Source organism: Streptomyces sp. NPDC004788 (assembly GCF_053601115.1).
Genome location: NZ_JBSGBF010000145.1, coordinates 1 through 15,113, shown reverse-complemented (window position 1 = coordinate 15,113; position 15,113 = coordinate 1). Strand labels below are relative to the sequence as shown.

Genomic DNA, 15,113 nt, shown 5'->3' with positions numbered 1-15,113 from the left:
CCTCCACACCTACAACCACCACCGCTGCCACACCGCACTCGACGGACACCCGCCCATCAGCCGCGTCAACAACGCTGCGGGCCAATACACCTAGGGTGTGCGGGTGCGCGTACTGCTCGTCGAGGACGACGAAAACCTCCGGTTCGGTGTGGCCGCCGCCCTGCGGGCCGCCGGGTTCGCGGTCGACGAGGCGGCCGATCTGCCGCAGGCCGACGAGGCGCTGTTCGTCACCGCCTACGACTGCGCGGTCTTCGACCGGATGCTGCCGTCCGGGGATGCGGCCGGCTATGTCGACGCGCTGCGACGCGCCGGGCGCGGGGTGCCGGTGCTGTTCCTGACCGCGCGGGACACGGTGGCGGACCGGGTGGAGGGCTTCGCGAGCGGCGGCGACGACTACCTCGTCAAGCCGTTCGCCGTGCCCGAGCTGGTCGCGCGGGTGCGCAGCCTGTGCCGCCGCGCCGCCGTCGTGCGCCCTCCGGTGCACCGGATCGGCGACCTGGAGATCGACACGGCCCGCCGGCAGGTGCGCCGCGGCGGCGTGCTGCTGACGCTGACCGGCCGGGAGTTCGCGGTCCTGGAGGTCCTCGCGACCCGCGCCGACCAGGCGGTCCCCCGGGCCGAGCTGATCGAGAGCTGCTGGGACGAGATGGCCGAGCCGCAGTCCAACGTGCTCGAGGTGCTCGTCTCCCAGCTCCGCCGCAAACTCGGCGACCCGCCGCTGATCCACACCGTGCGCGGGGTCGGCTACCGGCTCGCACCGCCCGGCGCGCTCGGCGCGGACACCCGGTGAGGCCCGCCCGATGAACGTCTCGAAGAACCCCTCGACGAACCTCTCGACGCATCTCTCGACGAACCCCTCGACGAAGCCGGCCCGATGAACCCCTTCCGTCTCCGCCGCACGCGCCCGCTCACCCCGACGGAGCGCGTGCTGCGGCTGCGCCGGCGGATCAGCCTGCTGTTCGCGCTGACCAGCGCCGTGGGACTGGTCGCGATGGCCGTGTTCGCCGTGCGCAGTGACAGCGGCCGCTGGCGCGAGCAGCTCGACCACTCGATGGACGCCGACACCAGCTGGGCCCTGGGCCTCCTGGAGACCGACGAGGAGGGCCGCCTGGACACCGGCGTCCTCGCGGACAACGTGAACACGGCCTGTCCTCCGCTGACGGTGCTCCTCGTGTCGGACGCCGACCCGGACCGGCTGACCGTCCGGCACGCGCCGGCCAAGCCGTGTCTGACCGTGAGCCGCGGCACCGTCCTGGCGGCCGGCCGGGCGGCGGTGCGGGCCGACGAGGTGCGCGCCTTCGACCGGCGTACGGCAAGCGGCGCGCCGGTACGGGTCTTCGCGCAGCCCTTCTACGCGCCGGACGCGGCCGGGGACGAGCCGCCGCAGGGTGTCCTCGTCACCGTGGCCGACGCGAGCGCCGAACAGGCCCGGCACCGGCGGCTCGTGTGGCTGGTGTCGGGCGGCTGCGCGGTGCTCGTGCTGCTCTCCGCGGCCGTCGGACACCTGCTGTCCGGGCGCGCGGTGCGGCCCGCGCTCACCGCGCTCGCCCAGCAGGAGGCGTTCCTCGCGGACGCCGCGCACGACCTGCGCACACCGGCGGCCTCGCTCCGTACGCTCGCCGAGACGGCGCTGCGCGGCGAGACGGACGGCGCGGAGGTGCACCGGCGCACCCTGCGCCTCGCCGAGGGCATGGGCGGCCTCGTCGACGGGCTGCTCACCCGGGCCCGGCTCATGTCCGGCACGGCGACGCCGGTACGCCAGCCGCTGCGGCTCGACCAGCTGGTGGAGGCGGTCGTCGAGGAGGTCGTCGAGGGGGTGGCCGAGGAGGTCGCGGAGGGGGTGGCCGAGGAGGTCGCGGAGGGGGTCGCCGAGGAGGGTCCCGCGGCGGGCCACCGCGTGCGGGTCGAGGCGGCGGACACGGTCGTGCTCGCCGATCCCGACCTGGTGCGGCGGGCCGTCGGCAACCTGCTGGGGAACGCGCTCACGCACGGGCACGCGCCGGGCGTCCCGGCGGACGTGCTGGTCACGGTGGCCGGCGACGGCACGCTGACCGTCGAGGACGCCGGCCCCGGTCTTCCGCCGGAGGTCGCGGGCGCCCTCTTCGAGCGGTTCCGCAGCGGATCGGGGTCCACCGGCCTCGGCCTCTCCATCGCCTCCTGGGTCGCCCACGCGCACGGCGGCACCCTCACGGCGGACCGCGGCGAGCGCGGCGGGGCACGTTTCGTCCTGCGGCTGCCCACGCCGGACTGACTGCTCCTCGGGCCCGCTCCGGTCCTCAGGAAAACCTCAGCATCGGCGCGTGATCATTCCGGGGACCGTTCACCCATGGGAGTTCCTCGTGATCCGCGCCCTCGTCCGCCGTCGGACCCTCGTCATCGCCCTCGCCGCCCTCGGCGCCACCTCCCTGGCCGCCTGCACCGCGGCCGGACCCGGCGCGGACGGGAGCAGGCCGCGCACCTCGGCCGCCCCCGCGGACCCGTCCACCCGCCCCGAGCTGCGGCGCTTCTACGAGCAGCGGCTCGCGTGGCGGCCCTGCGGCCACTTCCGCTGCGCCGCGCTCACCGTGCCGATGGACTACTCCCGTCCCGGCGACGGCCTGACCTTCGTCCTGCCGGTGGCGAAGGCCGCCACCGCCACGGCGGGAAAGCGGATCGGCGCCCTCGTCTACAACCCCGGGGGCCCGGGCGAACGCGGTGTCCAGGCCCTCAAGGACGGCCTCGCCGACGAGCTCGGCAAAGGCGTGCGCGAGCGCTTCGACATCGTGTCCTTCGACCCGCGCGGCGTCGGGGAGAGCAAGCCGGCCCTGACCTGCCGCACCCCGGAGCAGACGGACGCGCGGTCTCCGGAGCCGGAGACCGACGCGGCCCCCACCCCGCTCTACCCCCGCACCGACGCCGAGCGCGCCGACGTCCTCGCGGGCGCGCGGGAGACCGCCGAGTCGTGCGCCAAGGCGAGCGGTCCGATGCTCCGGCACGTCGGCACGCGCGACGCGGCCCGGGACCTCGACGTGCTGCGGGCGGCGCTCGGCGAACGGAGGCTCACGTACGTCGGCTGGTCGTACGGCACGAGCCTGGGCACCTCGTACGCGGAGCAGTTCCCGCGCCGGGTACGGGCGATGGTCCTGGACGGGGCGGTCGACCCGTCCCTGGACTGGCGACAGCGCATGATCGGCCAGTCCAGGGGCTTCCGGGACGCGGTCGAGGAGTACGCGCGGAGCTGCGCGGACCAGGTCGGCGACGCCTGCCCGGGGGCCACGCCCGAGGAGATACGCGCGCTGATCGACCGGCTCCTGCGGCGGACGCAGCGCGCACCGCTGCCGGTCGAGGGCTCGGCCGACGGGCTCGACGCGGAGGGGTTCGTCTCCGCGCTCAGCCTGTCCATGTACACGCCGGAGGCGCAGTGGCAGGACCTGTCCGAGGCGCTGCGGGCGGCGGACTCGGGAGACGGTACGAAGCTGGCGGCCCTGGCGACGGACGAGGAGCCGCCGGGCACGGACGACGAGACCTCCGACGACTCCGACGACACCGGGACCTCCGACGGCTCCGACGACTCCGACGCGTCTGGGTCGTCCGCCGTGCCCGAGGACAACAGCGAAGCCGCCCTGACCGCGATCAACTGCCTCGACGTCCCCCACCCGCGCGACGAGCGGGCCTATTGGGACGCGCTGCCCGCCGCCGACAAGGCGGCAGGCGTGTACGGCACGTCGGCCGTGGCGAGCGAACTGGTCTGCAAGGACTGGCCGGCCGGCCCCGAGCGGCCGCACCGGGTGCACGCCGAGGGCGTGCCGCCGGTCCTCGTCGTGGGTACGGAGGGCGACCCGGCGACCCCGTACGCCGAAGCGGTCAGCCTGGCGCGACAGTTCCCCGGCGGCATGCTGCTGTCCTTCGACGCGCCGGGACACACGGGCTACGGCCGCAACGCCTGTGTGGACAGGAAGGTCGAGGCGTATCTGACCGACCTCACGAAGGTCCGCCCCGGCACCACGTGCACGCCCTGAACGTCAGCGGTCGTCCAGCAACCGCCAGGCGGTGACGGCGAGTCGGGCCCGGCCGAGACCCGTCGGATCCGTCACGTCGAAACCCATCGCCCTGACGAGCTGCTCGACGCGGCGGGCGACGCTGCTGTGGTGACGGTGGAGCAGTTCGGCGGCCCGGCGCAGGGATCCGGTGTGGCAGTACGCGTCGAGGGTGTCCAGGTCGTCGGGGTCGGCGGCGGCGATCCGGGCGACCGCCACGACGTCCGGGTTCTCGCGCACGGCAGCCGCCGGAATCTCGGCGAGCAGCGCGAGTGCGCCCAGGTCGGCGTGGTGGACGACGGGTTCGCGCGCTGTGGTGAAGCGCAGGGCGGTACGGGCCTGCCGCCACGACCGCTCCGGGCTGTCCGCGTCCCCGATGCCGGCCCGCACGTCCGCCGGCACGCGGGCCGGGTCCACGGCGGTCGCCAGCAGCACCCCGACGTCCGCGAGCGGCGCCGCCTTGACGTGCCCGTCCGGACACACCCGGGCACCGATGTCGTCGAGCGGGAGGCGCGACCGCACGGCGACCACGCGAACGGGAAGCCCCGGAGGAAAGCCGAGCAGCCGCAACGCCCGTGCTCTGGCGGCCTCTTCGCAGTCGGCGCTCACGGCGAGCTCGACGAGCGCGGGGTCGGCCATGGTGGTCCGGGCCGGCCCGTACCGCTCGACGACGGCGGCGACGGCGATGGCCAGCCGGTCGAGGAGGACGTCGTCGAGGGGGTTGGGCGAGGTGGGGCACGGTTCGGGTGAGCCGGACGGGTCGGACGCCGCCGGCGCGGCGAGGACCCGGGCCGTGCCCGAGCCGCCGGAACTCTCCGGCCGGCCTGCCGCAGAGGACCCGCCGGACGGGGCGGACGCCGCCGGCGCGGCGAGGACCGGGGCCGTGCGCGAACCGCCGGAACTCTCCGGCCGGCCCGGGCCCGGCCCGGCCCGCCCGCTCGGCCCGGTGGCCTCCGGCGCGCCCGCCGCGCGGGGCACGCCCCGCGGCCCGCCCACCCGCTCCAGCCACACCCTCCCGATCTCCTCGTCGTCCAGCGTCACCGGCGCCGAGACCGTGATCGTCCCCGCCGGTTCCTTCGCCTCCGTCCCCTCCGGCGACATCCGGATCACGCGGCCGGTGCCGTGCAGCCGGATGCCGGCCACGCACTCGGCCAGACCCGCCGAGGCGCGGGCGAGGGCCGGGAGGTCGACGCGGCGGCGCATCAGGGTGTCGTAGAACGCGACGATGCGGATCGCGCCGTCGACGTACGGATCGAGTCCCGAGAGCCGAACGGCCAGTGCCTCCATGCGAGCAGCATAGGCAGCCGCCCGCCCGCGCGGCCCGCGACGGACGGCGCGGGATCGGGGGCGGACGCGCGACGGACGGCGGATGATCCGCCCGGTCGTGGCCGCCAGGATGGGCGTCATGGATCCCGAACTCGAAGCATTCATCCCGCTGTTCCCGCGGTCCGGCCTGGACGACCCGGTCGCCGCCCGCGCGGGGCTCGCCGCGCTGGCGGCCGGCGTGCCGGCGCCGGACACGTCGGGCATGGAGATCACGGACATGACGGTGGCGGCCGACCCCGAGGTGCCGGTGCGCGTCTACCGGCCGTACGGGGCACGCGGCGGCGGCGCGGTCGTGTGGCTGCGCGGCGGCGGATACGTCATGGGCGACCTGGACACGGAGCACCCGTGGGCGGCCCGGCTCGCGACGAACTCCGGGGTCGTGGTGATCTCGGTGGGGTACCGGAGGGCGCCCGAGCATCCGTACCCGGCCGCCCTGGACGACGCGTACGCCGTGCTGTGCTGGGCGGCCGGGCACGCGGCCGAGCTGGGCTTCGATCCGGCGCGGCTCGCGGTCGGCGGGCACAGCGCGGGCGGCGGGCTCGCGGCGGCGGTGGCGCTGCGGGCGCGGGACGAGCGGGGGCCGGCGATCCGGTTCCAGCTGCTCAACCAGCCGCAGCTCGACGACCGCCAGGAGACCTGGTCGCAGCGGAACTTCACCGACACGCCGTGGATCGACCGCGACAAGGCCGCGGCGTCGTGGCGGCACTACCTCGGCGGGCGGCCGGCCACGCCGTACGCCGCTCCGGGCCGGGCGACCGACCTCGCCGGGCTGCCGCCCGCGTACATCGCCACCGCGGAGCTGTGCCCCAACCGCGACGAGGACATCGACTACGCGCTGCGGCTGCTGCGGGCGGGGGTGTCGGTCGAGCTGCACCAGTGGCCGGGGACGTTCCACGGCTCGCAGGCGATCCTCTCCGCCGAGGTCTCGCAGCGGCAGAACGCCGAGCTGGGTGCGGTGCTGCGCCGCGCCCTGGGCGGGTGAGCAGACCGCCGGCGCCGTCGGCCCGCCCCGGCGGGCACCGAGCCGGACCACGCCGTCGGCCCGCCCCGGCGGGCACCGAGCCGGACCACGCCGTCGGCCCGGCCCGGCGGGCATCGAGCCGGACCGGCCGGACCGGTCACGGAAGAACCATCACGAGCAAAGGACGGACAGCACCATGGACCACGAGACTCCCGCACCGTCGGGCCTCGACCCCGCCGCGCTCCAGGCGGCCCTCGACGGCCTCCACGACGCCGGTATGCCCGGCGTGTTCGCGGAGGTAGGCGTCGGCGACGACGTGTGGCGGGGTGCCGCCGGCGTCGCCGACACGGAGACCGGGCGTCCCGTGACGCCCGACATGCGGCACCGCGTCGGCAGCATCACCAAGACCTTCGTCGCCGCCGCGGTGCTCCAGCAGGTCGAGCGGGGCCGGATCGGCCTCGACGCGCCGATCGGGGAGCAGCTGCCGGACCTGGTGCCGGGCGAGCGCGGCCGTCGGGTCACGGTGCGGATGCTGCTGAACCACACCAGCGGTTTCGCCGAGTACATCCCGTACGCCTTCCCGTCCATCCAGGGCGCGCCCTGGGACGTGTCGCAGCAGAGCCTGGACGACTACCGGTTCCGCGAGTGCGACCCGGCCGAGCTGATCGCGCTGGGTCTCGCGGCGCCGTCCCCGGCCGAGCCGGGCGGCACCCCCGGGGTGTACTCCAACACCAACTACCTGCTCCTGGGCCGCCTGTTGGAGAAGGTGACCGGCGCGCCCGCGGAGGAGTACGTCACGGAGCACGTCGTCGCACCGGCCGGGCTCCGCCACACCGCGTTCCCGACCGGGCCGCACGTGGAGGGTCCGCACGCGCGGATGTACGAGGGGCTGTGGGGCACGCTCGAACCGCCGCGCGACTACAGCGTGTACGACATGTCGTGGGACATGGCGGGGGCCGGGCTGGTGTCGACCGTGGCGGACCTGAACCGTTTCTACGGGAGGCTGCTCGCCGGCGAGGTCGTGGGCGCGGTGGCGCTGGCCGAGATGCGGCGGACGGTCCCGGTCGTCGCCCTCGACGGGTCGACGATCGAGTACGGCCTGGGCCTGGAGAAGCTGACGATCCCCGGGTGCGGCACCTTCTGGGGGAACCGGGGCACGGTCTGGGGCGCGGGGACCATGTCGTTCACCCGGGAGGACGGCGGGCGACGGATGTCCGCCGCGATCAACCTGATGCGCTGGAGCAAGCCGGACGCCTCGGGGCAGCCGCAGCCGCATCCGATCGACGGCGCGATCAAGGTCCTGTACCAGCGGGCGCTCTGCGGCTGAGGCGGGCGCTGTGCGGCCGAGCCGGATCGGAGGGAAGCTGGGCAGATGAGGGAGTGTGTCCGCGTGGGGGCACGAGACGTTTCCCGGGTCTTCACGCGGAACACCTTCCAGGTTGACATGCTCACTCCTACTGTGCCGGTTGCACCGCTCCCTACTCCCCACCCTCAACCGGAGGTAGCCGTGTCCGGCGCGACCACGAAACGCCGCACCGCCCTTCTGTCCGCCCTCGGTCTCGCGACCGCCTCGATCGGCCTGTGGGCCGGCTTCGGCGGCACGTCGCAGGCCCAGGCGGCGGCGACCGTACCCACCCCCGACCACGTGATCGTCGTGGTCTTCGAGAACCACGCCTACAGCCAGATCATCGGCAGCTCCAGCGCCCCGTACATCAACTCGCTGAAGGCCGGCGGCGCCAACCTCACCCAGTCGTACGCCGAGACCCACCCCAGCCAGCCCAACTACTTCGCGCTGTTCTCGGGTTCCACCCAGGGCATCACGGACGACAGCTGCTACACGCCGGGCTTCTCCTCCGCGCCGAACCTGGCCTCCGAGCTGATCGCCGCGGGCAAGACCTGGAAGAGCTACAACGAGACGCTGCCCAGCCAGGGTTCGACCACGTGCAGCAGCGGCAACTACGCCCGCAAGCACAACCCGTGGTTCGGCTTCTCGAACGTCCCGACCTCGTCGGCGTACACCATGGCGCAGTTCCCGACCGACTACACCACGCTGCCGCAGGTGTCGTTCGTCGTCCCGAACCTGTGCAGCGACATGCACGACTGCTCCGTCAGCACCGGTGACACCTGGCTGAAGAACAACCTGGGCGCCTACGCGACCTGGGCGAAGAGCCACAACAGCCTGCTCGTCGTGACCTTCGACGAGGACAACCGCCTCGCCGGCAACAAGATCGCGACGGTCCTCTACGGCCAGCAGGTGGTCCCGGGCTCCACGTCCTCGACCACGTACAACCACTACAACCTGCTGCGCACGATCGAGGACATGTACGGCACCACGCACGCCGGCCAGGCCGCCAACGCGACCCCGATCACGGGCATCTGGACCGTCTGACGTGTACGTAGCGGACAGTCGCAGCACCACTCCCGCGACGGCCGCGCCGGCCGCCGCCCGGGGCCTCGGTCCCGGGCGGCGCGCCGCCGTCGCGCCCACCGTGCTCGCGCTCGGCACGGTCAGCCTCGTCACGGACGTGTCCTCGGAGATGGTCACGGCCGTGCTGCCGCTCTACCTGGTCGCCGGACTCGGCCTCTCGCCGCTCGGCTTCGGCCTGCTCGACGGCGTCTACAACGGTTTCAGCGCGCTCGTCCGGCTCGTCGGCGGCCATCTCGCCGACCGCGGCGGCCGGCACAAGACGGTGGCGGCGCTCGGCTACGGCCTCTCCGCGCTGTGCAAGCCCCTTCTCCTGGTGGCGGGTTCACTGCCGCTGATCGGCGCGGTACTCGCCGCCGACCGCACCGGCAAGGGCCTGCGGACCGCGCCGCGCGACGCGCTGATCTCGCTCGCCTCACCGGAGGAGGCGCGCGGCCGGGCCTTCGGGGTGCACCGGGCGATGGACACCGCGGGCGCCCTGATCGGCCCGCTCGTCACCTTCCTGATACTCCGTCAGGCCGCGGACGGCTACGACGCCGTGTTCACGGTCAGCTTCTGCGTGGCCGCGGCCGGCGTGCTCGTCCTGCTGCTCTTCGTACCCTCGCGTCCCGGCCCCCTGGCGGCGCCGGCGCCCGACGGCGCGCCGCGTGCCTCGCTCAAGGCCGCGCTCACCCTGCTCCGGATCCCCGACGTACGCCGACTCGCGCTGTGCGCCCTGCTGTTGGGGCTCGCGACGGTCAGCGACTCCTTCGTCTATCTGCTGCTGCAGCGGCGGCTCGGCGTCACCGACCACTGGTTCGCGCTGCTGCCGATCGGCACGGCCGCCGCCTTCCTGCTGCTCGCCGTGCCGCTGGGGCGGCTCGCCGACCGGATCGGCCGCCGGCGGGTGTTCCTGGGCGGCCACGTCGCCCTGCTGCTCGTGTACGGGGCGCTGCTCAGCGGCTGGCAGAGCCCGGCGCTCCCCTATCTGGTCCTGGCGCTGCACGGCGGTTTCTACGCGGCGACCGACGGCGTCCTGATGGCGGCGGCGGCCGGCTGCGTACCGCCCGAACTGCGCTCCTCGGGGCTCGCGTTGATCCAGACGGGGCAGGCACTCGCCCGGTTCGGCTGCTCGATCGCGTTCGGCGCGGCCTGGACCGCGTGGGGCGACCGCTGGGCGGTCGGCGCGGCGACGGCCGCGCTCGCGGTGTGCGCGGCGACGGCGTTCGCCCTGCGGCCGGCGCCCCGGGAACCGCGGACGGGCACGGCCACGGCCCCGCCCACCGCCACGGACACCGCTTCGGAGGAAACATCCGCATGACCCAGCTGACCCTGCGCGGCCGCCTGCTCGTCCTGCTCGCGGCACTCGCCGTGCTCGGCGGAGTGGCCGCCGCGTCGCTGCTGCACGCGGCCGACCGGGCCGCCGAGAAGGACCGGCCGCAGCCGGGCGGACCGGCGATCGGATCCGGGCGGGTCTCGCTCGCGGCCGGCGCCGACCGCCGGATCGTCTTCCGCAACATGGCCTGGGGCCCGCACCGCGACGAGCTGGTCACCGTGCCGGCCTCCGCCCCCACCGGTCCGCGCACCGCGTCCGGGGTGAAGTGCCTGCGCTTCCACGCGGCCGGCGGCACCGGGATCTGCCTGCAGGCGGTGCGCGGCGCGGTGGAGGACACCTACCGGGCGGTCGTCCTGGACTCGGCGCTCAAGGAGCGGGCCCACTATCCGCTGCCCGGCATCCCGACCCGCGCCCGGGTCTCGCCGTCGGGACGGCTGGTGGCGTGGACGGTGTTCGTCGGCGGCGACTCGTACGCCAGCTCGAACTTCTCCACCCGGACGGCCGTCCTGGACACCCGGACGGGCCGGCTCGTCACGTCCCTGGAGGAGTTCCGGGTGGTGAAGGACGGCAAGGACCACCGCGCCGCCGACACCAACTTCTGGGGCGTCACCTTCTCCCGCGACGACCGGCACTTCTACGCGACCATGGCGACCGCAGGCCGGACCTATTTGGTCCGCGGCGACCTCACCACCCGTACCGTCACCACGCTCCACCAGAACGTCGAGTGCCCGTCCCTCTCCCCCGACGAGACCCGGGTCGTCTACAAGAAGCGCGTCGCGGGCGCCCCCGCCGACGCGCCCTGGCACGAGTACGCCCTCGACCTGGCCACCTTGCGGGAGACCCCGCTCGCCGAGCCCCGCAGCGTCGACGACCAGGCCGTCTGGCTCGACGACCGCACGGTGTCCTACTCGCTGCCCGGCGACTACGGCGCCGACCTCTACACCGTCCCGGCCGACGGCTCGGGCACGCCGAAGCGCCTGATGACGGCGGCGCTGGCGCCGGCCTTCCTGGAGTGACACGCCGGCGGCCCGACGGACCGACGGTACGTCATGCGGGCGCGTGCGGAGGGCGGTCGAGGACAGCCGGGCGAACGGTGTCGCAGCCGCCCCCCGCCTGGCTAGGGTGGCGCTGCCGACGAATCTCGAGGGGGACGTGATGGACGCGGAGATCGCGACCTTGGCCGGTACGGCCGGGACGACACTGGTGACCCTGCTCGCCACCGACGCGTGGCAGACCATCCGGGACGGCATCGCCGGTCTGTGGCAGCGCGTCCGGCCCGAACGGGCTCCGGGCGTCGCGGACGAGCTGGAAGCCAGCCGGGAGGAACTGCTCAGGGCCAGGGCCACCGGGGACCAGGAGACCGAGGCCGAGGTACGCGCCGAATGGCAGGGCCGCATCCGGCGTCTGCTCGCCGCCCATCCCGAACTGGTCGAGGAACTCCGCACGCTCCTCGCGGACAACACCCCCGACGCTCCCACCGTTCCCCAGGTCACTCAGCACGCCATCGCCTCCGGCCATGCCCGGATCTATCAGGCCGGCCGTGACATGCGCCTGGATCAGTCGTGACAGGCCGCAACGACGGGCGGGCCGAGGGTCAGGGGCGCGTCTACCAGGCATCCGGCGACCAGCACATCGTCGAGCACCACCATCACGGCCCCTCCTGGGGCGGACCGGACTCCGTGCGGCGCCCCGCCGTCGGCCGTGCGCCGGTGGTGCTGCGTGACCGCGTCGAGCTGATGAGCCGGCTGCGGACGGCCGTCGACCGGGGCGCTGGCGACGAGGTACTGGTGCTGCACGGGCTGGGCGGCTGCGGCAAGACCGCCGTCGCCTACACGCTCTTCCACCACGCGACCGCCGGTGGCGAACGACTCGGCTTCTGGGTGAACGCCTCGGACCAGGCGTCGCTGCGCGCCGGCATGCTCGCCGTCGCCGCCGACCGGGGCGCCGGCGAGGGCGAGCTCGTCGCCGCGCGCAGCGGTCTCCGGGCGGCGGCCGACCTCGTCTGGGAGTACCTGGACCGCTCCGAGCAGCCCTGGCTCCTGGTCCTCGACAACGCCGACGACCCGGCCGTGCTCCGTGACGGCGGCTGGCTGCGCGGCAGCCCGCGCGGCACCGTCCTCGTGACCACGCGGCAGGCGGCCGGCCACTGGTGGCCCCAGGCCGAGCTGCTGCACGTCGGCGTGCTGCCACGGGCCGACGCCGCCCAGGTCCTGTGCGACATCGCTCCAGGTGCGGGCACCGCGGAGGAGGCGGCCGCCGTCGCCGACCGGCTCGGCCGGCTGCCCCTCGCCCTCACCTTGGCGGGCGGTTTCCTCGCGCACCAGGTGATCCGGCCGTGGACGATGACCGAGTACGGCCGCCACCTGGAAGGCGACCAGGGAGTCGACCCCATCGAGCTGATCGATCAGGGCGCCCCCGTCGATCCCGGCAACGACTCGCGGCACCTGGTCAGCGGCACCTGGCAGATCTCCATGAACCGGCTCGTCACGAGCGGCCTGCCCGAAGCGGTGACCCTGCTCCGGCTGCTCGCCTGCTGGTCGAACGACCCGCTCCCGCTGGGCCTGTTGACCGGCGCCGCACTGGGCCCGGGTCTTCCGGCCGTCCGCGTCGAGCCGGCGTTGCGCGGCCTGCTCGATCATTCGCTGACCGAGCTCGTACCGGGCGGGACGCGGTGCCTGCGTACCCACGGCGTCCTGCTCGACAGCGTCGCCCACGGCACCCCGCACGACGAGCACGAACCGCTCGCCGACACGGCCGCGCGCCTCCTGGCCGCCGCGCTCCCCGTGGTGCCCGAGCGCGGCGCCACCGATACCGGCCTCGGCCTCCTCGTACCCCATGTCCTCGCGCTGCTCCGGCGCGTCCGCGACCGGCCCGCGGTGCGGCGGGAGACGGCGGAAGCCTCGGTGGAGTGTGCGCTGCGCCTGTCAACGGCACTGCACCGGGCGGGCGACTACGCGTCGGCGCTGGCGCTGACGGCCCGGGCGCGGGAGCTCGGCGAGCCGCGTCTCGGCAGCGACCACGCGCTGATCCTGGGCCTCCGGGAGCGGGCCGGCCGAGCCGTCTACCGGCTCGGGCGCTTCGAGGAGGCGGAGACGGCTCTGGAGCAGGTGCTGGCCGACTCCGAGCGCGCGCTCGGTCCGGCCGTCGTCCAGACGCTGAGCTGCTGTGCCGCCCTTGCCCGCCTGCGGTACCTGCGGGGACGCAAGGCCGAGGCCGCGTCCCTCATGCGGCGGGCCGTGGCGGGCCAGGCCGAGCAACTGGGGCCGTTCCATCCCGTGACGCTGCTGACCAGGGCCCACCCCCTGAACGTGGATCCAGGGCCCGAGCTGGACGCCGCGGCGCCGGCCGGTCCTCAGCTCCTCGCCGACTGCCTGCGGGAGCTGGGCCCGGACCATCAGGTCACCGTGGCCGTCCAGCTCAACTGCGCCTACGCCCTGTTCTACACCGGGCGGCGCGCCGAGGCGCTGCCCCTCGCCCGCGAGGCGCTCGCGGCCCACGAACGCCACTACGGAGCCGACTACCCCATCGCCCTCTCGGCGCGCCATCTCCTGGCCAACGTCCTTGCCGCGAACGGTGCGCGCGCGGAGGCGATCGCCCAACTGGAGCGGGTGGTCGAGGGCCGGGAGCGGGTGCTCGGCGCCGCCCATCCGTGGTCGGTGGAGGCCCGTGAGCACCTGGCACGCCACAGGGCGGCGGAGGTGTCGCCGTAGCCCCCCGGGAGCCCCGGGGGCCCGCGGTCAGACCGCGGCGAGCAGGGCGTCCAGCGGGGCGGGTACGCGGTCGGGGGCGAGGGCCTCGACGAGGACGCGGCCGTAGTGGATCTTGCGGCCCTTCTTCGTACCGAGGAAGCGGCGCAGCTGTTGCTCCGGAGGGCGGCCCTGCTGGGCGGGCTGGCGCAGGAAGGTCTCCAGGGCGCGGAAGTCGCCCTCGGCACGGACGAGTTCGGCGACGCGGGCCACGCCGAGCGCGCGGATGAGCTCGTCCTCGAGGTCGGCCGTGCAGACGAAGAACCCGTCCCGCTCGGCGCCGGCCCGCTCCAGGCCGCGGGCGTAGTAGCCGTGCTCGCGCTCGTCGCACAGTCCGGTGAGGCGCAGGCCCAGGCCGGGCGGGCCGAGGAGGCGGGCGAAGCGGCCGACGTTCATGGCGCCGCCCATCGGCAGGACGCAGACCCCCTCGGCCGCCAGGTCCCGGCCACGGCGGGCGGCGAGCGCGTCGACGGCGGCGAGGTCGCTGAGCCCTTCCAGCAGGACGACGGTACGGACGGGGAGCCGGCCGGCCAGTTCGCGCGCGGTGTCATCGGGCTCGCCGGAGCCGTCGGCGTCGAGGGCCGCCCAGGCGAGCGCCGCCTCCCGGAACTCCCGCATGGCATCGGTCACATGGCGCATCGCACCAGCCTATCCATGGCGGAGGGGCGCTCCGCGTGCGCCGAAAGCACTTGCCCGCGGGCCGCGCGCTGATCATGATCGTTCGAGTCCAGCCCAACCGTCCCACCCGAAAGTCGTGATTCCTCTCATGCGCGTCAAAGCCTTCGACCACCTCGTCCTCAACGTGACCGACGTCGACCGGGCGCTCGACTTCTACACCGGCATCCTGGGCCTCGCCCCCGAGCGGGTCGAGGAGTGGCGGGCCGGCGAGGTGTCCTTCCCGTCCGTGCGCATCGACGAGAGCACGGTCATCGACCTGTTCTCGCGGCCGCGCGGCGAGTCCAACGTCGACCACATCTGCCTGGTCGTCGACCCACTGGACTGGCAGGAGGTCATCGACTCCGGGACGCTCGACGTCGTCGAGGGTCCGGTGCCGCGCTGGGGTGCGCGCGGTTCGGCGGAGTCGGTGTACGTCAAGGACCCCGACGGCAACACGGTCGAGCTGCGCTGGTACCCGCAGGACGTCGAGGGCTGATACCCCGCGAAGAACGAACGGAGCGCCCCACCCGGTCGGACACACCGGGTGGGGCGCTCCCCTCAACGGCGCCGGGCGCTCACGGCCACGGCGGTCAGCAGGGTGCACGCGTCGGGCTCGAGCTCGTAGAGATCGTCGTACGCACCCTCGGCGCGCCGCATCGGCGGCAGC

13 protein-coding genes are annotated in these 15,113 nt (G+C 74.6%); 11 read left to right on the top strand and 2 right to left on the bottom strand.

Annotated elements, in window-relative coordinates; translation table 11 throughout:
* Nucleotides 1-103 precede the first annotated feature (103 nt).
* The 3 genes from ACWEJX_RS35660 (at nt 104) to ACWEJX_RS35650 (ending at nt 3,998) form a co-directional block, all read left to right on the top strand.
* Nucleotides 104-790, top strand: a complete 687-nt coding sequence (locus ACWEJX_RS35660; protein WP_451611565.1) for a response regulator transcription factor — start codon at nt 104-106, stop codon at nt 788-790.
* An 84-nt stretch (nt 791-874) separates the two neighbouring features.
* Nucleotides 875-2,251: a sensor histidine kinase gene (locus ACWEJX_RS35655; protein WP_451611564.1), complete on the top strand. Its 1,377-nt coding sequence runs from the start codon at nt 875-877 to the stop codon at nt 2,249-2,251.
* A 49-nt stretch (nt 2,252-2,300) separates the two neighbouring features.
* Complete coding sequence (locus ACWEJX_RS35650; protein WP_451611563.1) at nt 2,301-3,998, top strand: alpha/beta hydrolase; 1,698 nt, start codon at nt 2,301-2,303, stop codon at nt 3,996-3,998.
* Nucleotides 3,999-4,001: 3 nt separating this feature from the next.
* Here the strand turns inward: ACWEJX_RS35650 and ACWEJX_RS35645 are convergent, their stop codons facing one another.
* Entirely contained in the window at nt 4,002-5,303 is a 1,302-nt protein-coding gene (locus tag ACWEJX_RS35645; RefSeq protein WP_451611562.1) for a helix-turn-helix domain-containing protein, read from the bottom strand.
* Nucleotides 5,304-5,421: 118 nt separating this feature from the next.
* Between ACWEJX_RS35645 and ACWEJX_RS35640 the strand changes: the two genes are divergently transcribed.
* From ACWEJX_RS35640 to ACWEJX_RS35610, 7 genes are all read left to right on the top strand, one after another.
* A complete protein-coding gene (locus ACWEJX_RS35640; protein ID WP_451611561.1) occupies nt 5,422-6,324 on the top strand; it encodes an alpha/beta hydrolase in 903 nt (300 codons plus the stop codon).
* 175 nt (nt 6,325-6,499) lie between these two features.
* Entirely contained in the window at nt 6,500-7,630 is a 1,131-nt protein-coding gene (locus ACWEJX_RS35635; protein WP_451611560.1) for a serine hydrolase domain-containing protein, read from the top strand.
* Nucleotides 7,631-7,810: 180 nt separating this feature from the next.
* Complete coding sequence (locus ACWEJX_RS35630) at nt 7,811-8,692, top strand: alkaline phosphatase family protein (RefSeq protein WP_451611559.1); 882 nt, start codon at nt 7,811-7,813, stop codon at nt 8,690-8,692.
* 1 nt (nt 8,693) lies between these two features.
* Nucleotides 8,694-10,028 (top strand): MFS transporter, encoded by a 1,335-nt coding sequence (locus tag ACWEJX_RS35625; protein ID WP_451611558.1) that lies wholly within the window; start codon nt 8,694-8,696, stop codon nt 10,026-10,028.
* A 5-nt stretch (nt 10,029-10,033) separates the two neighbouring features.
* Nucleotides 10,034-11,059: a TolB-like translocation protein gene (locus ACWEJX_RS35620; protein WP_451611566.1), complete on the top strand. Its 1,026-nt coding sequence runs from the start codon at nt 10,034-10,036 to the stop codon at nt 11,057-11,059.
* Nucleotides 11,060-11,198: 139 nt separating this feature from the next.
* On the top strand, nt 11,199-11,609 hold the full coding sequence (locus ACWEJX_RS35615) for a hypothetical protein (RefSeq protein WP_451611557.1): 411 nt from the start codon (nt 11,199-11,201) through the stop codon (nt 11,607-11,609).
* Nucleotides 11,606-13,753, top strand: coding sequence for a tetratricopeptide repeat protein (locus tag ACWEJX_RS35610; RefSeq protein ID WP_451611556.1), 2,148 nt, complete (start codon nt 11,606-11,608; stop codon nt 13,751-13,753). The genes ACWEJX_RS35615 and ACWEJX_RS35610 overlap by 4 nt, the downstream gene beginning before the upstream one ends.
* 27 nt (nt 13,754-13,780) lie before the next feature.
* On the opposite strand, the gene ACWEJX_RS35605 is transcribed toward ACWEJX_RS35610, so the two are convergent.
* Nucleotides 13,781-14,428 (bottom strand): TOPRIM nucleotidyl transferase/hydrolase domain-containing protein, encoded by a 648-nt coding sequence (locus tag ACWEJX_RS35605; RefSeq protein ID WP_451611555.1) that lies wholly within the window; start codon nt 14,426-14,428, stop codon nt 13,781-13,783.
* Between the two features lie 127 nt (nt 14,429-14,555).
* Here ACWEJX_RS35605 and ACWEJX_RS35600 point away from each other — a divergent pair, with 127 nt between their 5' ends.
* Entirely contained in the window at nt 14,556-14,942 is a 387-nt protein-coding gene (locus tag ACWEJX_RS35600) for a VOC family protein (RefSeq protein WP_451611554.1), read from the top strand.
* Nucleotides 14,943-15,113: the final 171 nt, after the last annotated feature.